18 protein-coding genes and 2 tRNA genes are annotated in these 21,256 nt (G+C 60.8%); 14 read left to right on the forward strand and 6 right to left on the reverse strand.

Annotation, left to right across the window (positions count from 1 at the left end; genetic code table 11):
- Positions 1-77 precede the first annotated feature (77 nt).
- Positions 78-1,109: a small ribosomal subunit biogenesis GTPase RsgA gene (rsgA, locus tag IH404_RS03405; protein ID WP_034117434.1), complete on the reverse strand. Its 1,032-nt coding sequence runs from the start codon at positions 1,107-1,109 to the stop codon at positions 78-80.
- A gap of 108 nt (positions 1,110-1,217) precedes the next feature.
- On the opposite strand from rsgA, the gene orn reads away from it, so the two are divergent.
- A complete protein-coding gene (orn, locus tag IH404_RS03410; RefSeq protein ID WP_005784217.1) occupies positions 1,218-1,760 on the forward strand; it encodes an oligoribonuclease in 543 nt (180 codons plus the stop codon).
- 182 nt (positions 1,761-1,942) lie between these two features.
- Positions 1,943-2,560 carry a trimeric intracellular cation channel family protein gene (locus tag IH404_RS03415; RefSeq protein WP_172833454.1) on the forward strand — a complete coding sequence of 206 codons (618 nt, stop codon included), beginning with the start codon at positions 1,943-1,945 and terminating at the stop codon, positions 2,558-2,560.
- Here the strand turns inward: IH404_RS03415 and queG are convergent.
- Positions 2,557-3,621 carry a tRNA epoxyqueuosine(34) reductase QueG gene (queG, locus tag IH404_RS03420; protein WP_005784221.1) on the reverse strand — a complete coding sequence of 355 codons (1,065 nt, stop codon included), beginning with the start codon at positions 3,619-3,621 and terminating at the stop codon, positions 2,557-2,559. The two genes, IH404_RS03415 and queG, sit on opposite strands and share 4 nt — an antisense overlap.
- A 63-nt stretch (positions 3,622-3,684) precedes the next feature.
- On the opposite strand from queG, the gene IH404_RS03425 reads away from it, so the two are divergent.
- The 12 genes from IH404_RS03425 to IH404_RS03480 all read left to right on the forward strand — a co-directional run bounded on the left by IH404_RS03425 (position 3,685) and on the right by IH404_RS03480 (position 18,035).
- Positions 3,685-4,545 (forward strand): NAD(P)H-hydrate dehydratase, encoded by an 861-nt coding sequence (locus IH404_RS03425; RefSeq protein WP_194439952.1) that lies wholly within the window; start codon positions 3,685-3,687, stop codon positions 4,543-4,545.
- A complete protein-coding gene (gene tsaE / locus IH404_RS03430) occupies positions 4,533-5,003 on the forward strand; it encodes a tRNA (adenosine(37)-N6)-threonylcarbamoyltransferase complex ATPase subunit type 1 TsaE (protein WP_005784225.1) in 471 nt (156 codons plus the stop codon). The genes IH404_RS03425 and tsaE overlap by 13 nt, the downstream gene beginning before the upstream one ends.
- A gap of 17 nt (positions 5,004-5,020) precedes the next feature.
- Positions 5,021-6,442, forward strand: coding sequence for an N-acetylmuramoyl-L-alanine amidase (locus IH404_RS03435; protein ID WP_005784227.1), 1,422 nt, complete (start codon positions 5,021-5,023; stop codon positions 6,440-6,442).
- Positions 6,443-6,456: 14 nt separating this feature from the next.
- On the forward strand, positions 6,457-8,358 hold the full coding sequence (mutL, locus tag IH404_RS03440; RefSeq protein ID WP_194440643.1) for a DNA mismatch repair endonuclease MutL: 1,902 nt from the start codon (positions 6,457-6,459) through the stop codon (positions 8,356-8,358).
- Complete coding sequence (gene miaA / locus IH404_RS03445; protein ID WP_005784231.1) at positions 8,358-9,329, forward strand: tRNA (adenosine(37)-N6)-dimethylallyltransferase MiaA; 972 nt, start codon at positions 8,358-8,360, stop codon at positions 9,327-9,329. The genes mutL and miaA overlap by 1 nt, the downstream gene beginning before the upstream one ends.
- Positions 9,330-9,423: 94 nt before the next feature.
- Positions 9,424-9,684: an RNA chaperone Hfq gene (gene hfq / locus IH404_RS03450; RefSeq protein ID WP_003188059.1), complete on the forward strand. Its 261-nt coding sequence runs from the start codon at positions 9,424-9,426 to the stop codon at positions 9,682-9,684.
- A 12-nt stretch (positions 9,685-9,696) separates the two neighbouring features.
- Complete coding sequence (hflX, locus tag IH404_RS03455; RefSeq protein ID WP_003188061.1) at positions 9,697-10,998, forward strand: ribosome rescue GTPase HflX; 1,302 nt, start codon at positions 9,697-9,699, stop codon at positions 10,996-10,998.
- A gap of 96 nt (positions 10,999-11,094) precedes the next feature.
- Entirely contained in the window at positions 11,095-12,270 is a 1,176-nt protein-coding gene (gene hflK, locus IH404_RS03460) for an FtsH protease activity modulator HflK (protein ID WP_005784234.1), read from the forward strand.
- Positions 12,270-13,136 carry a protease modulator HflC gene (hflC, locus tag IH404_RS03465; protein WP_003188064.1) on the forward strand — a complete coding sequence of 289 codons (867 nt, stop codon included), beginning with the start codon at positions 12,270-12,272 and terminating at the stop codon, positions 13,134-13,136. Before hflK ends, hflC begins: the two co-directional genes overlap by 1 nt.
- Before the next feature lie 293 nt (positions 13,137-13,429).
- Positions 13,430-14,617: an ATP phosphoribosyltransferase regulatory subunit gene (locus IH404_RS03470; protein WP_005784236.1), complete on the forward strand. Its 1,188-nt coding sequence runs from the start codon at positions 13,430-13,432 to the stop codon at positions 14,615-14,617.
- 54 nt (positions 14,618-14,671) lie between these two features.
- A complete protein-coding gene (locus tag IH404_RS03475; RefSeq protein WP_005784238.1) occupies positions 14,672-15,961 on the forward strand; it encodes an adenylosuccinate synthase in 1,290 nt (429 codons plus the stop codon).
- 139 nt (positions 15,962-16,100) lie between these two features.
- Positions 16,101-18,035: a methyl-accepting chemotaxis protein gene (locus IH404_RS03480; protein WP_005784240.1), complete on the forward strand. Its 1,935-nt coding sequence runs from the start codon at positions 16,101-16,103 to the stop codon at positions 18,033-18,035.
- A gap of 90 nt (positions 18,036-18,125) precedes the next feature.
- On the opposite strand, the gene IH404_RS03485 is transcribed toward IH404_RS03480, so the two are convergent.
- From IH404_RS03485 to IH404_RS03500, 4 genes are all read right to left on the reverse strand, one after another.
- Positions 18,126-19,679: an iron ABC transporter permease gene (locus tag IH404_RS03485; protein WP_194439953.1), complete on the reverse strand. Its 1,554-nt coding sequence runs from the start codon at positions 19,677-19,679 to the stop codon at positions 18,126-18,128.
- On the reverse strand, positions 19,679-20,704 hold the full coding sequence (locus IH404_RS03490) for an iron ABC transporter substrate-binding protein (RefSeq protein ID WP_194439954.1): 1,026 nt from the start codon (positions 20,702-20,704) through the stop codon (positions 19,679-19,681). Before IH404_RS03490 ends, IH404_RS03485 begins: the two co-directional genes overlap by 1 nt.
- A gap of 143 nt (positions 20,705-20,847) precedes the next feature.
- Positions 20,848-20,934 (reverse strand) — tRNA-Leu (locus tag IH404_RS03495).
- Between the two features lie 154 nt (positions 20,935-21,088).
- A tRNA-Leu gene (locus IH404_RS03500) sits at positions 21,089-21,175 on the reverse strand.
- Between the last annotated feature and the right edge of the window lie 81 nt (positions 21,176-21,256).

A 21,256-nucleotide genomic window follows, 5' to 3' on the forward strand; every position in this document is an offset into this window, starting at 1 on the left:
TCTTGATGCCCGCTCCTGTTAAATCAATGGGCTAGGGCGTTCAGCGCCGTGGTTTATGTGTATCAAGAAATTGACCGTCAATAACTGCTCTCAGGCAAGCTCGCAATAATCGACCGATAGCTGTTCATCCGCTGCTGTTGCACGCGTCCATCCTCCAGCGCCTTGAGCAATGCACAGCCCGGCTCGCGGTCGTGTTTGCAGTCGCGGAAGCGGCAGGTGCCGATCAGGTCGTTGAACTCGATAAAGCCCGCTTCCACATCGCTGCGGCTGACGTGGCCCAAGCCGAATTCACGAATACCCGGGGAGTCGATCAACTCGCCGCCGCCGGGGAAGTGGAACAGCCTCGCGGTGGTGGTGGTGTGGGTGCCTTGCCCGGAAAGCTCCGACAGCGGCCCCACGCGGGTCTCGACTTCCGGCAACAGGCTGTTGACCAGCGATGACTTGCCCACGCCAGACTGGCCGACAAACACGCTGATCCGCCCGTCCAGCTGCTGTTGCAGCTGTTCCATGCCGTTGCCGTGATGGGCCGACACTTCCAGCACCGGGTAGCCCAGGGTGCGATAGACCGCCAGCAACGCATTGAGCGCCGGGGCGTTCTGCTCGTCGATCAGGTCGAATTTGTTCAACAGCAACAGCGGGCGGATGCCGGCGTGTTCGGCCGCGACCAGGTAGCGGTCGATCAGGTTGGCATGGGGCTCGGGCAGTGGTGCGAACACGATCACAATCATGTCGACGTTGGCTGCCACCGGCTTGAGCTGGCCACGGCTGTCGGGGCGACGCAGCTCGGTGCTGCGCGGCAACTGGGCGACGATCACGCCGATGCCCTGGTTGCCGGCGCGCCACACGACTTTGTCGCCGGTCACCAGCGCAGGCAGGTTGGCGCGCAGGTGGCAACGGGACACCGAGCCTGCGAGTTCGCCTTCCAGCGCCTCGACTTCGACTTGCACACCAAAGTGCGCGATTACCAGGCCTGTTTGTTCGGGGCCCAGGTCGCCGCCCTCGAGCGCTTCCACGGCGGAGGATTCACGTTTGGCGGCACGCGCTGCGCGTTCACCTTGAATCTTTTCGATGCGCCAGTTTTGGCGACGGTTGAGCTGGCGTTTGGCCATTGGTGTTCCGTGTCGATAATGCAAAAGTTGGGTAAAACGGTCGCGAGTCTAGCACGGCCCCGCCTGCTAAACTGCGCAGCTACGCCAAGGTGCCAAGAGAATCAAGCCATGCAAAACCCACAGAACCTGATTTGGATCGATCTGGAAATGACCGGTCTGAACCCCGACAGCGACGTCATCATCGAGATGGCGACGATTGTCACCGACAGCAACCTCAACACCTTGGCCGAAGGTCCGGTGATCGCCATCCACCACAGCGACGCCGTGCTCGCCACCATGGATGAGTGGAACACCCGCACCCACGGTAACTCCGGGCTGACCCAGCGTGTGCGCGACAGCCGCATCAGCATGGCCGAAGCCGAAGCCGAAACCATCGCATTCCTGGAAAAATGGGTGCCCAAGGGCAAGTCGCCGATCTGCGGCAACAGCATCTGCCAGGACCGTCGCTTCCTTTATACGCATATGAAGGCGCTGGAGAGCTACTTCCACTATCGCAACCTGGACGTATCGACACTTAAGGAACTGGCTGCGCGTTGGGCCCCGGAGGTCAAGGACAGCTTCCATAAAGGCAGCACGCACCTGGCGCTGGATGATATTCGTGAGTCGATCGCCGAGTTGCAGCATTACCGCAAGCATTTCATCAAGGCTTGATTCTACGGCGCCAGTGAGTGCCCCATCGCAGGCAAGCCAGCTCCCACATTAGAATGGATTCGCAAATTCAAAGTGTGGGAGCTGGCTTGCCTGCGATACAGGCGACGCGGTTTATCGCCAAACGCCCCCTTTTGGTGCCATCAGCAAATGATTAGACTGCCGGCCTCCCTGCAAGGATCGCCATCATGCTGTTGATGCTCTACCTCATCGCCATCACCGCCGAAGCCATGACCGGCGCCTTGTCCGCCGGTCGGCGCGGCATGGACTGGTTTGGCGTGGTGCTGATCGCCTGCGTGACGGCCCTGGGCGGTGGTTCGGTGCGCGATGTGCTACTCGGCCACTACCCGCTGACCTGGGTCAAGCACCCGGAGTACCTGGTGCTGACCTCCGTGGCGGCGCTGGTGACGATCTTTATCGCGCCGCTGATGCGCCGCCTGCGCTCGCTGTTTTTGGCGCTGGACGCCTTGGGGTTGGTGGCATTCACCCTGATCGGCTGCATGACCGCCCTGGAAATGGGCCACGGCATGTTGGTGGCGTCGGTCAGCGGGGTCATCACCGGCGTATTCGGCGGCATCCTGCGGGATATCTTCTGTAACGACATTCCGCTGATCTTCCGCCGCGAGTTGTACGCCAGCGTGTCGTTCCTGGCTGCCTGGTTCTACTTGCTGTGCCTGTATCTGGAACTGCCCAGCGAACAGGCGATTCTGCTGACGCTGTTCAGCGGCTTTCTATTGCGCCTGCTGGCGATCCGTTTTCACTGGGAAATGCCCAAGTTCGTCTACAACGACGACGTACACTAGCGGGCCGCGTGCTGGTTCAGCGCCCATTCCACATGCTCGCGAACCAGCTCTGAGGGGTAGTCCCGCCGCGCCTTCAAGGCTTCCAATACCGGAATGCTTGACGGCGCATTGCCCAGGCCCACGGCCAGATTGCGTAACCAGCGCTCGTAACCGGCGCGGCGCAGGGGGGAGCCTTCGGTGCTGCTGAGGAATTTATCCTCGTCCCACATAAACAGTTCGGCTAACTCGGCGTTATCCAGGTTGTGCCTGGGCTTGAAATCGCTTTCGGCAGTGGGTCGAGCGAAACGATTCCATGGGCAAACGATCTGACAGTCATCGCAGCCAAAGACGCGGTTGCCGATCAGTGGGCGCAGGTCCTCGGGAATGGCGCTCTTTAGCTCGATGGTCAGATAGGAAATGCAGCGCCGGGCGTCCAGCACGTAAGGACCGACGAAGGCGTTGGTGGGGCAGATGTCCAGGCACGCCGTGCAACGGCCGCAGTGTTCGGTAGTGTGGGGTGGGTCCACCGGCAACGGTAAATCGACAAACAGTTCGCTCAAGAAGAAATAACTGCCGGCCTTGCGGTTGAGCACAAGGGTGTTTTTACCGATCCAGCCCAATCCGGCTTGTTCGGCGATGGCTTTTTCCAGGACCGGCGCGCTGTCGACAAAGGCGCGAAAGCCGAACGGCCCGATCTGCGCCTGGATGCGGTCGGCCAGCTGCTGCACGCGCTTGCGGATCAGCTTGTGATAGTCGCGGCCCAGGGCGTAGCGCGAGATATAGGCTTTTTCCGGCTGGCCCAGCAGTTGCGCCATCTGGGTGTCGCCGGGCAGGTAGTCCATGCGCAGTGACACCACGCGCAAGGTGCCGGGTACCAGTTCATCGGGATGGGAGCGTTTGCTGCCGTGGGCGCCCATGTAGTCCATCTCGCCGTGGTAGCCCGCGTCGAGCCAGCGTTGCAGGTGCTGTTCATGCTCAGCCAGGTCCAGGCCACTGATGCCGACTTGTTGAAAGCCCAGCTCGCGGCCCCAGTCTTTGATCGATTGGGCGAGGGCGGGCAGATCGGAGGTAATAGCAGGCATGAGACACGGGAAACCACAGGTTAGATGCGTATAATTCTGCCAGACATCGGAGCTTGAAGACGCATGCCTCAGACAAAACACCCAATTACCGACGTTCAGCTGTTGTTGCCCGGCCATTTGCCGCAACTGGCTGCGCGTTCTCCGGACGCCCATAAGGGCCAATTCGGCCACCTGCTGGTCATCGGTGGTGACCGTGGCTTTGGCGGTGCGGCGCTGCTGAGCAGCGAAAGTGCCCTGCGCAGCGGCGCCGGCATGGTCTCGCTGGCAACTCGACCGGAACATGTGCCAGCCGCTCTGGCCCGGCTGCCGGAAGTCATGGCTGTCGGCGTGAGCTCGGCCAACCAGTTGATGGGCCTGCTGGAAAAAATCTCGGTGATCGTCATTGGCCCGGGCCTGGGCGATGCCGCTTGGGGCAAAAGCCTGTTGTCGGTCGCGGCCAATGCCCGCCAGCCGCAGGTGTGGGACGCCGACGCGCTCAATCAACTGGCCACTGGCAGCGTCGAGCTGCCGGCCAACTGTGTGATTACTCCTCATCCGGGCGAAGCTGCGCGTTTGTTGGGGCTATCGACAGCCGAGGTTCAGGCCGATCGCCTTAATGTGGCGCGCGTGTTGAGCCAAAAATTCAATGCAGTGGCTATCCTAAAGGGTGCTGGCAGTTTGATTGCCAGTCCGGATGGACGGCTTGCCCGTTGTGATCAAGGCCACCCGGCGATGGCGACGGCGGGGCTCGGTGATGTCTTGGCTGGTCTGGTCGGCGCGCTATTGGCTCAGGGTATGCCCGCGTACGAGGCAAGCTGCCTGGCCGTGTGGTTGCACGCTACCGCTGGAGACCGCCAGGGCAGTTTTGGTCGGGGGCTGGCTGCCAGCGACCTGATCCCTGCCATTCGTCAATTGCTGGAGGAGCAGTCGCCGTGCCTGAAGTAATTCTTTTCCTGGCAGATGAAGAGGCCATGGTCGCGTTGGGGCAGCGTCTTTCGCAGGTCACGCAAGGGGCAGGGTTGATCTTTCTCGAAGGCGATCTCGGCGCAGGCAAAACCACATTGTCCCGGGGGATTATTCGCGGCCTGGGCCATACCGGCGCGGTAAAAAGCCCGACCTTTACGTTGGTCGAGCCCTACGAGATCGGCGACGTGCGTGCTTTCCACTTCGATCTTTATCGCCTGGCAGATCCAGAGGAACTGGAGTACATGGGCATCCGTGATTACTTCGATGAAGATGCGCTGTGCCTGATCGAATGGCCAGATAAAGGCACAGGCTTTTTGCCAAAGCCAGACATGACCATTACCATTACGCCGCATGAGCACGGACGTCAGCTGAAGTTGTTGCCCCAGAGCGTGCGCGCTGAAGCGTGGTGCACCGCTCTGGCATTGGAATTCAAATAAAATTGGTGGGGTTAGGTATGCGCTTTCGCGCGTTGGTTGCTGTCGTGGGGGTGTTGCTTGCGGCAATGACTGTCAATGCTCTGGCTGCTTCACAGGTAAAAAGTGTTCGCCTGTGGCGAGCGCCGGATAACACGCGACTGGTGTTCGACCTGTCTGGCCCGGTCCAGCACAGCGTCTTCACCCTGACGGCGCCTGATCGCCTGGTGATCGACATCAACGGTGCGAGCCTGGCCGCGCCGCTGAAGGTCTCTACCGCCAACACACCCATTACCGCCATGCGCTCGGCCCAGCGTACGCCGACTGACCTGCGCGTGGTCATCGACCTGAAAAAGGCCGTTACGCCAAAGAGCTTCTCCCTGGCGCCCAACGCCCAATACGGTAACCGCCTGGTGGTCGACCTGTTCGACAACCCCGCCGACGCGGCACCACCGCCTGCGCCGACGCCAAGCGTGGCTACCGTGCCTGCGGTGCCGGTCAACCCGTCGCAACCCCAGGTCAAGTTGCCACCACCGCCGCCCGCGCCGGCCGGCAAGCGCGACATTATCGTGGTGATCGACGCCGGCCACGGTGGCGAAGATCCGGGGGCTTCCGGCTCACGCGGCCAGCATGAGAAAGACGTGGTACTGGCCATTGCTCGCGAGCTGCAACGCCAGGTCAACGGCATGAAAGGCTACCGCGCCGAGCTGACCCGCACCGGTGACTACTTCATTCCGTTGCGTGGCCGTACCGAAATTGCGCGCAAGAAGGGCGCTGACCTGTTCGTGTCCATTCACGCCGACGCCGCGCCTTCAACTGCTGCATTTGGTGCCTCGGTATTTGCCCTGTCGGATCGCGGTGCCACGTCCGAGACCGCCCGCTGGCTGGCCGACAGTGAAAACCGCTCCGACTTGATCGGCGGGGCCGGCAACGTGTCCCTCGATGACAAGGACAAGATGCTCGCCGGCGTGCTGCTCGACCTGTCGATGACTGCCTCGCTGACCTCCAGCCTGAACGTTGGCCAGAAAGTCCTGAGTAACATCGGCCGCGTGACATCGCTGCACAAACAGCGTGTGGAGCAAGCCGGGTTCATGGTGCTGAAGTCGCCGGATATCCCGTCGATCCTGGTGGAAACCGGGTTTATCTCCAACGCCAACGAGGCCTCCAAGCTGGCCAGCTCCAGCCACCAGCAAGCGCTGGCGCGCTCCATCAGCGCAGGCGTGCGCCAGTTCTTCCAGCAGAACCCGCCGCCCGGCACTTACATCGCCTGGCTGCGCGACTCCGGCAAAATCGCCCAGGGCCCGCGCGACCATCGTGTGCAACCCGGCGACACCGTTGCCATGCTGGCGGTACGTTTCCAGGTCACGCCTGCGGCTTTGCGCAGCGCCAATAACCTGAAAACCGATGAGTTGAAGATTGGCCAGGTATTGACCATTCCCGGCACTGAATTGGCGGCACAGTAATGAGCGAATCTTTGTTGAACAGCGGCTCGCGCATCGAATTGCTCAGCCCGCGCCTGGCTAACCAGATTGCTGCGGGTGAGGTCGTCGAGCGCCCGGCGTCGGTGATCAAGGAACTGCTGGAAAACAGCATTGACTCCGGTGCCAAGCGCATCGATGTCGACGTGGAGCAGGGCGGCGTCAAGTTGCTGCGGGTACGTGATGACGGCAGCGGCATCTCCTCCGATGATCTGCCGCTGGCCCTGGCGCGTCACGCCACCAGCAAGATCCGCGACCTGGAAGACCTTGAGCGGGTCATGAGCCTGGGCTTTCGCGGTGAGGCCCTGGCCTCCATCAGTTCCGTGGCGCGCCTGACCCTGACCTCCCGCACCCGCGACGCCGAGCAAGCCTGGCAAGTGGAAACCGAAGGCCGCGACATGGCGCCTCGGGTCCAGCCGGCTGCACACCCAGTGGGCACTTCGGTAGAAGTGCGCGACCTGTTCTTCAACACCCCGGCGCGGCGCAAATTCCTCAAGGCCGAGAAAACCGAATTCGATCACCTGCAAGAAGTCATCAAGCGCTTGGCCCTGGCCCGTTTCGATGTGGCGTTTCACCTGCGCCACAACGGCAAGACCATCCTCAGCCTGCACGAAGCCAACGACGACGCCGCCCGCGCACGACGTGTGGCAGCCGTGTGCGGCAGCGGTTTCCTGGAGCAGGCGCTGCCGATTGAAATCGAGCGCAATGGCCTGAGGTTGTGGGGTTGGGTGGGGTTGCCGACGTTCTCCCGTAGCCAGGCCGACTTGCAGTACTTCTTTGTGAATGGCCGTGCGGTTCGCGACAAGCTGGTAGCCCATGCGGTGCGCCAGGCTTATCGCGACGTACTGTTCAACGGCCGGCACCCCACGTTTGTGCTGTTCTTCGAGGTCGACCCGTCGGTGGTCGACGTCAACGTGCACCCGACCAAGCACGAAGTACGCTTCCGGGACGGGCGCATGGTGCATGACTTCCTGTATGGCACGCTGCATCGCGCCTTGGGCGATGTGCGCCCGGATGATCAACTGTCAGCGCCGATTGTCACGGCGGTGGTGCGCCCGAGCGGTCCGGAAGCCGGAGAGTTCGGCCCCCAGGGTGAAATGAGCCTGGCGGCCAACCTGCTGCAATCGCCGCAGTCGCAACCGACCTACACGGCGCCGAACGCAGGCGCCGGTGCAGGCTACCAGTATCAATACACGCCGCGTCCGCAGTCGACCGTGCCGGTGGCCGAGGCCCAGGCGGCGTACCGGGAGTTTTTTGCGCCGCTGCCGGGTGCCGAGGCGGGTGCTGCTGTCGCGTTGCCCGAAGGTGGCGGTGATATCCCGCCGCTGGGCTATGCCCTGGCGCAGCTCAAGGGCATCTACATCCTCGCGGAAAACGCCCATGGCCTGGTGCTGGTGGACATGCATGCCGCCCACGAACGGATCATGTACGAGCGCCTGAAGATCGCCATGGCCAGCGAAGGCCTCAGCGGTCAGCCATTGCTGGTGCCCGAATCCCTGGCAGTCAGCCAGCGAGAGGCCGATTGCGCCGAAGAGCACCACAGCGTGTTCCAGAAGCTGGGTTTTGAGCTACAACGTCTGGGCCCGGAAACCCTGGCGATCCGTCAGATTCCCGCGCTGCTAAAGCAGGCCGAAGCCAACCGCCTGGTGGCCGACGTGCTGGCAGACCTGATGGAATACGGCACCAGCGACCGTATCCAGGCGCATATCAACGAATTGCTCGGCACCATGGCCTGCCACGGCGCCATCCGCGCCAATCGCCGCCTGGCCCTGCCGGAAATGAACGGCCTGCTGCGTGACATGGAAAACACCGAGCGCAGCGGCCAATGCAACCATGGCCGACCGACCTGGACCCAAATGGGCCTGGACGATCTGGACAAACTGTTCTTGCGCGGCCGTTGATGAGCGCCTTGCCCCCCGCGATCTTCCTGATGGGCCCCACGGCCGCCGGCAAGACCGACCTGGCCATCGAGCTGACCAAGGTGCTGCCCTGCGAGTTGATCAGTGTCGACTCTGCCCTGGTTTACCGGGACATGGATATCGGCACGGCCAAGCCGTCCAAAGCGCTATTGGCCCAATATCCGCACAAGTTGATCGACATCATCGACCCGGCGCAGAGCTATTCGGCTGCGGATTTTCGCACCGACGCCCTGGCGGCCATGGCCGAGATCACCGCGCGCGGCAATATCCCGCTGCTGGTGGGTGGCACCATGCTCTACTACAAGGCATTGCAGGAAGGGCTGGCCGATATGCCGCCTGCCGATGCCCAGGTGCGCGGCGAACTCGAAGAAGAGGCCGCACGCCTCGGCTGGCAAGCCCTGCACGACCAATTGGCGGCGGTGGACCCGGTGTCCGCGGCGCGCATTCACCCCAATGACCCCCAGCGCCTCACCCGTGCCCTGGAAGTCTGGCGTGTGAGTGGCCGGACCATGACTGAACACAGGCTGAAACAAAGTGCGCAAAGTGCTGATGCAGGCGCATCTGGACAGTCACAATTGCCCTATACTGTGGCGAATCTGGCCATCGCTCCGGCAAATCGCCAGGTGCTGCATGAACGAATTGCACAAAGATTCACAATTATGTTGGAACAGGGGTTTGTGGACGAGGTCGTAGCACTGCGTTCAAGAGGTGACCTGCATGCCGGGCTGCCTTCGATACGTGCTGTAGGCTACCGCCAAGTCTGGGATCATCTGGATGGCAAGCTGACGTCAGCCGAAATGCAGGAGCGCGGCATCATCGCCACGCGCCAATTGGCGAAGCGCCAGTTCACCTGGCTGCGCAGCTGGAGCGATTTGCACTGGTTGGACAGCCTGGACAGCGACAATCTGTCACGCGCCTTGAAATACTTGGGAACGGTCTCCATATTGAGCTGAGTCCTTGCAATTGCCGTCTATCCTTGGGGGTGTGACGGCCATAAGCTATCTATTTTCCGATTTTTTATTATTGATCCTTAAAGGAGTGCGGCACATGTCAAAAGGGCATTCGCTACAAGACCCTTACTTGAATACTTTACGTAAAGAGAAAGTTGGGGTTTCCATCTATCTGGTCAACGGTATCAAGTTGCAAGGCACGATCGAGTCGTTCGACCAGTTCGTGATCCTGCTGAAAAACACCGTCAGCCAGATGGTTTACAAGCACGCTATCTCGACAGTCGTTCCAGTTCGTCCTATCCGTCTGCCTAGCGCAGCAGGTGATGAACAGGGTGACGCTGAGCCAGGTAACGCCTGATAGGAGTCTCCTTTGTTCTTTGAGCGCCACGGTGGTGGTGAGCGAGTAATCCTCGTTCACTTGGATGGACAGGACCCTGAGGCGCGCGAAGATCCGCAGGAGTTTCAGGAGTTGGCAAATTCGGCCGGCGCCGAGACCGTTGCGTTTTTTAACGTGCCGCGTCATCGGCCAACCGCCAAATACCTGATCGGCAGCGGCAAGGTCGAGGAACTGCGCGACCTGGTTCATGCTGAAGAAGCCGATCTGGTGATCTTCAATCACACCCTCACGCCCAGTCAGGAGCGTAACCTCGAACGTGTTTTCGAGTGTCGCGTGATCGACCGTACCGGCCTGATTCTCGATATTTTCGCCCAGCGCGCCCGTACCCATGAAGGCAAGCTCCAGGTCGAACTGGCCCAGCTTGATCACATGAGCACCCGCCTGGTTCGCGGCTGGACTCACCTTGAGCGTCAAGGTGGCGGTATCGGTATGCGCGGTCCGGGTGAAACCCAGCTGGAAACCGACCGGCGTCTGCTGCGGGTTCGCCTGCGCCAGATCAAGGGCCGCCTGGAAAAAGTCCGCAGCCAGCGCGAACAATCGCGCCGTGGCCGTTCCCGTGCGGATATCCCTACCGTGTCCCTGGTGGGCTATACCAACGCCGGCAAGTCCACGCTGTTCAACAACGTGACGAAATCGGACGTGTACGCGGCCGACCAACTGTTCGCCACCCTCGACCCGACCTTGCGCCGTCTGGACATAGACGACCTGGGGCCGATTGTCCTGGCCGATACCGTGGGTTTCATTCGTCACTTGCCGCACAAGCTGGTCGAGGCATTTCGGTCTACGCTCGAAGAGTCGAGCAATTCCGACCTGCTGCTGCACGTGATCGATGCGGCCGAACCGGATCGCATGTTGCAGATTGAACAGGTCATGGTGGTGCTGGGCGAGATTGGTGCCCAGGACTTGCCGATCCTCGAGGTCTATAACAAACTCGATTTGCTTGAAGGTGTTGAGCCACAAATCCAGCGTGACGAAAACGGCAAGCCCCAGCGGGTCTGGCTGTCGGCGCGTGATGGCAGTGGTTTGGAGCTGCTTGAGCAAGCAATTGCCGAACTGCTGGGCAGCGATTTGTTTGTCGGCACCTTGCGCTTGCCGCAGCGTTTTGCTCGACTGCGGGCACAGTTTTTCGAACTGGGTGCGGTACAGAAAGAAGAACACGATGAAGAAGGTGTCAGCTTGCTGGCCGTTCGATTGCCACGCTCGGAGCTCAATCGACTGGTCAGTCGCGAGGGTGTTGTGCCGGCGGAGTTCATCGAACAACACACTTTGCAATAAAAGCCTGAGAAAGCGGTTGTGCCGCAGTAGCAGGCATTCTGTAGCATTGGTCGGCGCGCCGTGGGTGCGTCTTTGCTTTATCAGATGGAGAGCGCTATGGCTTGGAATGAGCCGGGTGGCAACTCGAATAATCAGGATCCTTGGGGTGGTAAGCGCCGCAATAATGGCGACCGCAAGGGGCCACCGGATCTCGACGAGGCCTTCCGAAAGCTGCAGGAAAGCCTGAATGGGTTGTTCGGTGGTGGAAAAAAACGTGGTGGTGACGACGGCGGTCGCACCAGCAAGGGCGGCGGCTACGGCCTGCTGGGCCTGGGCCTTGTCGTGCTCGCGGCCGTATGGCTGTACAGCGCGGTCTACGTGGTGGACGAGCAGGAGCAAGCCGTGGTGCTGCGCTTCGGCAAGTACTACGAGACTGTCGGGCCGGGCCTGAACATCTATTTCCCGCCGATCGACAAGAAGTACATGGAAAACGTCACGCGTGAGCGTGCGTACACCAAGCAGGGCCAGATGCTGACCGAAGACGAGAACATCGTCGAAGTGCCGCTGACCGTGCAGTACAAGATCAGCAACCTGCAGGACTTCGTGCTGAACGTTGATCAGCCGGAGATCAGCCTGCAACACGCAACCGAAAGCGCCCTGCGCCACGTGGTCGGTTCCACCGCCATGGACCAGGTGCTGACCGAAGGTCGTGAATTGATGGCCAGTGAAATCAAGGAGCGCCTGCAACGGTTCCTCGATACCTATCGCACCGGTATCACTGTCACTCAGGTGAACGTACAGAGCGCCGCGGCACCGCGTGAAGTGCAGGAAGCGTTTGACGATGTGATCCGCGCCCGTGAAGACGAGCAGCGTTCGCGCAACCAGGCTGAAACCTATGCCAACGGCGTTGTGCCGGAAGCCCGTGGTCAGGCCCAGCGCATCCTTGAAGATGCCAACGGTTATCGCGACGAAGTGGTCTCGCGCGCCAAGGGTGAGGCAGATCGCTTTACCAAGCTGGTTGCCGAGTACCGCAAGGCGCCGGAAGTTACGCGTGAGCGTCTGTACCTGGACACCATGCAGGAAGTTTTCAGCAACACCAGCAAGGTTCTCGTGACCGGCAACAAGGGTGGGCAGAACAACCTGCTGTACCTGCCGCTGGACAAGATGATCGAAAGTGGTCGTAGCGGCACCAGCGCACCGTCCACCGGTTCGAATGCCGCTGCCAACGAAGCGAGCGCCCGTGCGGCCGCTGACTTGCTGCAACAGCAAACACGTACCAGGGAGAGTCGTTGATGAGCAATAAATCGCTGACCGCCCTGATTGTGGGCGTCGTCGTGGTCATCGCTGCCTGGAACTGCTTCTACATCGTGGCTCAGACCGAGCGTGCGGTGCTGCTGCAATTCGGTCGCGTGGTCCAGGCGGATGTCCAGCCGGGCCTGCATGTGAAAGTCCCCTACGTCAACCAGGTGCGCAAGTTCGACGCCCGCCTGATGACCCTGGATGCACCGACACAGCGCTTCCTGACCCTGGAAAAGAAAGCCGTGATGGTTGACGCCTACGCCAAGTGGCGCGTCAAGGATGCCGAGCGCTTCTACACCGCGACCTCCGGCCTCAAGCAGATTGCCGACGAGCGTTTGTCCCGTCGTCTGGAATCGGGCCTGCGTGACCAGTTTGGTAAGCGCACCCTGCATGAGGTGGTTTCTGGTGAACGTGATGCGCTGATGGCGGATATCACCCGTTCGCTGAACACCATGGCGGAAAAAGAGCTGGGTATCGAAGTCGTCGATGTCCGGGTCAAGGCCATTGACCTGCCCAAGGAAGTGAACCGCAGCGTGTTCGAACGTATGAGCACTGAGCGTGAGCGTGAAGCTCGTGAGCACCGTGCCAAGGGTAACGAGCTGGCTGAAGGTATCCGCGCCGATGCTGACCGTCAGCGCCGAGTCCTGCTGGCAGAAGCCTATCGTGAGTCTGAAGAGGCCCGCGGTGATGGTGATGCTCAAGCGGCGGCGATCTACGCCAAGGCTTACGGCCAGGACCAGGAGTTCTACGCGTTCTACCGTAGCCTGCGTGCCTACCGTGAAAGCTTCGCGAACAAAACCGACGTTCTGGTGCTGGACCCAAGCAGCGACTTCTTCCGCTACCTGGAAAAGTCCAAGTAACAGGCCTGTGATTCTGTAGGGCCCACTCCGTCGGGCGGCTAAAATGCCTGGCGGGGTGATCCTTTCAGAAAACGGGTGTATGATGCGGCAGCCGGGAAATTCCCGGCTTTTTTGCGTCTGCATGTTTGATTCGGCAGGCGTGACAGGTTTTTCGAGGAAAGTGCCCGACGAGGCCGTTTGCAGGCCGTTCGTCACGTCGCTCTTGCGCGTGGTTTATGCAGGAGGCGGGTATTTTCTGCTTCACTCAAGGCTCGGCCGAGGGCTGGCCGCCCGGATCAAAGGGGAATGGCGTAATGGCAACGGTAGACCGCTGGCTGCTGCCAGATGGTATCGAAGAAGTACTGCCACCAGAAGCTGCGCGCATTGAAGTAGCGCGTCGCCAGGTGTTGGATCTGTTCCAGAGCTGGGGTTACGAGTTTGTCGTGACTCCCCATATCGAGTACCTGGAATCCCTGCTGACTGGCGCGGGCCAGGACCTGGATCTGCGCACCTTCAAGGTGATCGACCCGCAATCGGGCCGGCAAATGGGGTTCCGTGCCGACATCACGCCGCAAGTGGCGCGCATCGACGCGCACACCCTGCGCCGCGAAGGTCCGAGCCGCCTGTGCTACGCCGGCAGCGTGTTGCATGCCCAGCCGCGAGCCTTGTCGTCTTCGCGCAGCCCGATCCAGTTGGGTGCCGAGTTGTACGGCGATGCCAGCCCGAGCAGCGACGTTGAAGTGATCAGCCTGATGCTGGCCATGCTGCAACTGGCTGACGTGCCGGATGTCCACATGGACCTGGGCCACGTCGGTATCTATCGTGGCCTGGCCCGTGCGGCCGGCTTGTCCGGTGAAGTGGAGCAACAGTTGTTCGATGCCCTGCAGCGCAAGGCAATCGACGAAGTAATCGCCCTGACCGAGGGTGTGCCGGCTGAACTGGCCGGTATGCTACGTGCGCTGGTGGACCTGTGCGGTGGTCGTGAAGTGCTGGTGGCTGCGCGTGAGCGCCTGGCCAATGCGCCGGCGCCGGTATTGGCGGCACTGGATGACGTGCTGGCGATTGCCGAACGCTTGTCGGCACGGTTCCCGCAGTTGCCGCTGTATTTTGATCTGGGCGAGTTGCGCGGCTACCACTACCACACCGGTGTGGTGTTCGCGGTATTTGTCCCGGGTGTTGGCCAGGCCATCGCCCAAGGTGGTCGTTACGACGATATCGGCGCCGACTTCGGTCGCGCGCGTCCGGCCACTGGTTTTTCCACCGATTTGAAAACCCTGGTGACCCTGGGGCGTGCTGAGGTCGAGCTGCCGTCTGGTGGCATCTGGATGCCCGACAGTACGGACGCGGCGCTCTGGCAGCAGGTTTGCCAGTTACGCAGTGAGGGTCTGCGTGTGGTCCAGGCCTTGCCTGGGCAGCCATTGGCCGCCGCCCGTGAAGCGGACTGCGACCGGCAATTGATTCAGCAGAACGGGCTTTGGCAAGTATCGCCACTGGCTTCTTGAGTTTTCCTGCCGGCCATCGCCGGCACCAAGTTTGCGCGAATGAGGACAAGTGTTATGGGTAAGAATGTCGTAGTCCTGGGCACCCAATGGGGTGATGAGGGCAAAGGCAAGATCGTTGATCTGCTGACCGAACATGCTGCCGCCGTAGTGCGCTACCAGGGTGGCCACAACGCTGGCCACACCCTGGTCATCGATGGCGAAAAAACCGTCTTGCACCTGATCCCGTCGGGCGTACTGCGCGAAGGCGTGCAGTGCCTGATCGGCAACGGCGTGGTAGTTGCACCTGACGCCCTGCTGCGCGAGATCACCAAGCTGGAAGAGAAAGGCGTACCGGTGCGCGAGCGCCTGCGCATCAGCCCGTCCTGCCCGCTGATCCTGTCGTTCCACGTTGCGCTGGACCAGGCCCGTGAAAAGGCGCGGGGCGAGCTGAAGATCGGCACTACCGGTCGCGGCATCGGCCCGGCCTATGAAGACAAGGTAGCGCGTCGTGGCCTGCGTGTGGGCGACCTGCTCAACATGCCGCGTTTTGAAGACAAGCTGCGTGAACTGGTGGATTACCACAACTTCATGCTGGTCGGTTACTACAAAGAGCCTGCCATCGAGTTCGACAAGACCCTGGCCGAGTGCAAGGAATATGCAGAGCTGCTCAAGCCGCTGATGCTGGACGTGACCGCCGAGCTGCACGACCTGCGTCGCGCCGGCAAAGACATCATGTTCGAAGGCGCCCAGGGCTCGTTGCTGGACATCGACCACGGTACCTACCCGTACGTGACCAGCTCCAACACCACTGCTGGCGGCGTTGCCACAGGTTCAGGCGTTGGTCCGATGTTCCTGGACTACATCCTGGGCATCACCAAGGCTTACACCACCCGTGTAGGCTCGGGTCCGTTCCCGACTGAACTGTTCGACGACGTTGGCGCGCACCTGGCCAAGCAAGGTCACGAATTCGGCGCCACCACTGGCCGTGCTCGTCGTTGCGGTTGGTTCGACGCCGTTATCCTGCGTCGCGCTATCGATGTGAACAGCATTTCGGGCATTTGCCTGACCAAGCTGGACGTACTCGACGGCCTGGAAGCCATCAACATCTGCGTCGGCTACAAAGACGCACAAGGCAACGACGTTGCCCCGACCGACGCTGACAGCTACGTGGGCCTGCAGCCTGTGTACGAAGAAGTGCCAGGTTGGACCGAATCGACCGTGGGCGCCAAGACCCTGGAAGAACTGCCAGCCAACGCCCGCGCTTACATCAAGCGTGTGGAAGAGCTGATCGGTGCACCGATCGACATTATTTCGACCGGCCCGGACCGCAACGAGACCATCGTTCTGCGTCACCCGTTCGCTTAATAAACTGTTGATGTAAAAAGCAAAGGGCTCCTTCGGGAGCCCTTTGTCGTTTCTGTCTGGCAAACGGCACGACCCTTGCTGTGTTTCCCTCTTTCGAGGTGCTATCAAATTAGTGGCACCCGTGGTGGAGGGGTTTCCAGTGTCTGCCGTTCTCTCGTTGTTACAAAGCCGTCTGTTGCGGCCGGTGTTCGTTACCCTTGGTATCGCCCTTTTGGTGCAAGTGCTGGTTGCCGTCGCGCTGACGCGGAGCACCGTGACCGCGCTGGAAGCTGATTTGGGTAATCGTCTGGGCATCGATAGTCAGAAACTGTCTGGCGAATTGGCCCAGGCCGGCAAGGAGGTCATGTCCAGCCTGGACAGCTTGTCCTCCAGCACGCGCCAGCGCCTGACAGCCGGGCTTTCCACGCGTCTGCAGGAAGAGCAGAAGCAACTGCGTGCGACCCTGGAAAAAGACCTGAAAGACTCCGCCAATGACATGGCGCAGTTGCTGGCCTCCGTCGCACCCCGCGCCATGTGGGACAGCGATGTGCCAACACTCTCGGAATTTGCCCGGCGTGCCCAACGCAATCCCAATGTGTTGTTTGTCGTGTATGACGACGCCGCGGGTGAGCACCTGACGCGTTATCTGAACCGTGATAACCCGATCAACCAGGCGTTGCTGGCAAAGGGCGCGGGTGAGCGTGCCCTCGATAAGGTGTTGAACGCGGCCAAGACAGACCCGTCGGTGTACTACGTCGAAGCCTCCATCAGCCCAAATGGTGTGGAAATTGGCAAGGTGCGCATGGGCGTGTCGACCGCTGCGGTTGAGGCCGATCTGCAAGCATTGGATAAGCGCTTTGCCGCGCTGATCGCCAGCGGTGATCAACTGGTGGGCGACAGCCTGCAGGGAGCGGCGGCTGATAGTGCCAGCGCCATGGGCGCCAGGCTGCAGTCGGCACAGGCAACTGCCACCCAAATGACTGCAAACACCTCCAGTGCCGTACAAGAAGCGGCGGGCACCCTGCGTTGGCGTATTGGCATGGGCCTGGCATTGGTGGGGCTTGGCGTATTGCTGTTACTCGCTGTTGTGTTGGGCCGGCGCGTGGTCAATCGTCTCAAGCTGCTTATTGCCGCCATGGATGACCTCGCGGCAGGGGAGGGCGACCTCACCAAGCGTGTGCAGATCAACAGCAAGGACGAAATCGGTGATATGGCTTCGGCGGTCAATCGCTTTGTGGATAAGTTGCAGCCCATCGTGCGCGAGGCGGGCGATGTGGCCCAGCGTACCGGTGTGGAAATCGGCGCCATGACATTGCGTAACGCGGGCGCCGACGCGGCAGCGGGCTTGCAGCGCGACGAGGTTGCAGAGAGCTTGCGCGCACTTTCGCAGATGGCTGACGAGGCCCAGGCCGAAAGCCACGCCATGCAAGCGGCCTTGCAGCAGGTGGTGGATATTCGCCAGGCCACGGATGAGAACTCGCGCACCTCGGCTGAGGTCGGCAGCTTGATCGAGGCGTTGGCGGGGCAGGTGCAGGCTGGCTCCCAGGTGATCGAGCGGCTGGCGCAGCAAAGCGAGCAGATCGAAGTCGTACTTACCGTGATTCATGGCATTGCCGAGCAAACCAATTTGCTCGCCCTGAATGCGGCTATCGAAGCGGCGCGGGCGGGTGAGACTGGACGTGGCTTTGCCGTGGTGGCGGACGAAGTGCGTGCGCTGGCCAGCAAGACCCAAAGCTCCACAGGCGATATCCAGGCGCATATCGTGGCGTTACAACAGGGCGCGCGTGAGGCGGTGGAAACCATCGGCAAGGCTGGTCGCCAGGCCAATGAGGGCTTGCTGGTGTTGCGCGACAGTGTGCGTTTGCAGCAGACAGTGCAGGCGTCGGTCGAGCAGGTGCACGCCGCGATTGGTCTGGCGACGCGTGCGGCTGAGCACCAGGCTCAGGGCGCCCATGCGGTGCGTGGGCGGGTCGAAGTGATCCATGCCCAGGCTGAGCGTGCGGCGCAGGCAGTGGTGGAGACGACAGCCAGTGGCAAGGTGCTGGATGGGTTGGCGGCGCAGTTGAAGGCGAGTCTGGGGCAGTTCCGGGCTTAGTGTTGCCTGTGCCGGCCTCATCGGGGGCAAGCCCCTCCCACATTTGGAATGCGTTCCAATGTGGGAGGGGGCTTGCCCCCGATAGCGGTCTCAGCGACTCAGATACATCCGAGTCGTAAGCAAATACACCGGCAATCCCGACACCAATATCAACAACGCTGCATAAGGTGCCGCCGCCGCAAACTCCACATTCGAAGTATGCGCCCACACGGCCGTCGCCAAGGTATTCAACCCCGTAGGGCTGAGCAGCAACGTCGCCGTCAATTCCTTCATCGCATCCAGGAACACCAACGCAAACGCAGCCCCCAGCGCTGGAAAGATAATCGGCAGCGTCACCCGACAAAACGCACTGAACGACGAAGCCCCCAGCGTGCGCGCCGCTTCTTCCAGCTGCGGTGCTGCTTTGTTCAAGGCCGTACGAATCGGCGCCTGGGCCAATGGCAAGAACAGCAGCGCATAAGCGATCAGCAGCAACGCCGAGGTCTGGTACAGCACCGGCACATAATGCAGCGCGAAATACACCAGTGTCAGTGCAATCACCAGGCCGGGCAGGGCGTGTAGCAGGTAGGGCAGGCGTTCGGCCCACAGTGCCAACTGGCCTTTGTAGCGCACCACCAGCAAACCTACGGGCACCGCCAGTACCAGGCACAACGCCGCGCCTCCCAGCGACAAGGCAAGTGAGGAGAGCAACGCCTCGCCAATTTCAGCCAGTGGAAACGCGGCGGAAGATCCGACGGCCAACCAATAACCGAGCATCCCCAGCGGAATGCCGCTGCCGATGATCGCCAGCCCAAGGCAATACACCTGGCCCAAAGGCGCCCATTTGCCCAACCGGACCTGTGCGGCATGTCGCGCCGCCCCTTGGCCTATGCGCACATGCCGGCCTTTGCCGCGCACGCGCAGCTCCAGCCACAGCAAGGTCAGGCACATCACCAGCAACACCGCCGAGAGCATTGCGGCATTGGCATTGCTGAATTCCAGTTCGAATTGCTGGTAGATCGCGGTGGTAAAGGTCTGCAGTCCGATGATCGACAAGGCCCCGAACTCCACCAGCATGTGCAGGGCGATCAGGAGTGCCCCGGCCAATAGCGACGGCCACAGCAGCGGCAAGGTGATGCGAAAGAACACGCCCCAGCGATTCAGTCCCAGGGTGCGCGCGGACTCTTCCAGGGATGGGTCAAGGTTACGCAAGGTTGCGGCCACCGGTAGAAACACCAGCGGGTACTTGGACAGGCTCATCACCAGGATCGCGCCGCCCAGCCCTTCGAAGTTGGCGCTCAGCGACACCCAGGTAAAGCTGCTGACAAACGCCGGCACGGCAAACGGCAGGCACAGGATCACGCCCCAGATGCGCCGTCCTGGCAGGTTGCTGCGTTCCAGTAGCCAAGCCAGGGACAGGCCGATCACGCCGCAGGTCACGGTCACGCCGACCATCAGTGCGAGGGTGTTGCGCAGCAGGCCGAACACATACGGCCTCCACAGCAGATGCACCGCCTCTGCCCAGCCGGCCTGCCAGGCCTTGAGTCCGACATACGCCAGTGGCAGCAGGCTCAGGCCGACGAGCAGCAGTACTGGCAGCAACAGCCAGATCGACGGACGTTTGCGCCGTGGGCTGAATGCCCCGGCCGTTAGCGACGCGGTCATCAGTTCAAGCCAACATCACGTTCCAGTTCCAAGGCTTCTTCGGCGTTGCCAAGGTCGGCTGGGGTGACTTTCGGCGGCTGCAGCTCGCTAAAGGGCTTGAGGCCACGGTTGGACTCCATGCCTTTGCGCAGCGGGTATTCGGCCGAGGTGTTGGTGATCACGCGCTGGCCTTCTTCACTGGCCATGAATGCCAGCAGTTGCTGAGCTTCTTTGGGGTGTTTGCTGGATTTCAGTGCGGCAGCGGATGATACGGTGATCAGGCCGCCAGCATCGCCATCGGTGAAGTAGTGCAGTTGGGAGTCCAGGTTGGTTTTTTCCTTTTTCAGGGCAAACCAGTAATAGTTGTTCACCAGCACGGTGGCCACTTCGCCATTTTCAACGGCCTTGAGGGCGACCATATTGTTGCTGTACACCTTGCCGAAGGCGCGCAGGCCGGTCAGCCACTCTTCGGCGGCTTCGCGACCGTGCAGTTTGATGATCGCCACGGCTTGTTCCTGGAAGGCACCGCTGGTGGGCACGAAGCCAACCTTGCCTTGCCACTCGGGGCCGGCGAAATCCAGGACGGATTTGGGCAGGTCCTTTTCAGCAATCAGTTTTGGATTGAACGCCACCACGCGGGTGCGTGCAGTCACGCCCATCCAATCACCATTACGACCGACGTAATCCTTGGGTAGCACGTCGAGGGTGCTGGCATCGATCTTCGCCAGCAAACCTTGCTCGCCGAGTTTGTTCAGCGGCGGCGATTCTTCGGTATAGATCACGTCGGCGGGGGAGCGGTCACCTTCTTCGACGACCTGGCTGGCCAACTGATTGCTGCTGCCTTTGCGCACGTTGACGTGAATGCCGGTCTTGGCTTCAAAGGCTTTGGCGAGTTCATCGCCGACTTCCTTGTGTTGGCCGTTGTACAAGGTCAGGGCGATCTTGTCGGCAGAATAGGCGGCGGGCGAGAGCAGGGTCAGGCTGAGCAGGGTGAGGCTCAGGCCGCGCAGAAGGGATGTTTTGAGACGGTTATCGCGGATCATCATCCGAAGTGTTCCTCGCTATATGCAACAAATCATTGCAAGGATAAACGATAAAACTTCTCAAGTGCGGACGAGGGGGAAATCGCTGGGGAGTTTTTCGAGCGTCAGAAACGAAAAAACCCGCTTTCGCGGGTTTGATCTGAATTTGGTGCCCAGGAGAAGACTCGAACTTCCACGACCTTGCGATCACCAGCACCTGAAGCTGGCGTGTCTACCAATTTCACCACCTGGGCATTATCTAACAACGTTGCCGCTGTTGATGGGGCGAACTATACGGCGGGCTTTTTGATCTGTAAACCCCTGATTCGAAAAATATAAATCAATTTTTCCGTTAAAAATCAAAGGCCTGAAACGAAAAAACCCGCTTTCGCGGGTTTGATCTGAATTTGGTGCCCAGGAGAAGACTCGAACTTCCACGACCTTGCGATCACCAGCACCTGAAGCTGGCGTGTCTACCAATTTCACCACCTGGGCATTATCCGACAACGTTGCCGTCGTCGATGGCGCGCACTATACGGAGCGATATTTGAGCTGTAAACCCCTGCCATGAAAAAA

The organism is Pseudomonas sp. OST1909, from assembly GCF_015277575.1.
Taxonomy (GTDB): domain Bacteria; phylum Pseudomonadota; class Gammaproteobacteria; order Pseudomonadales; family Pseudomonadaceae; genus Aquipseudomonas; species Aquipseudomonas synxantha_A.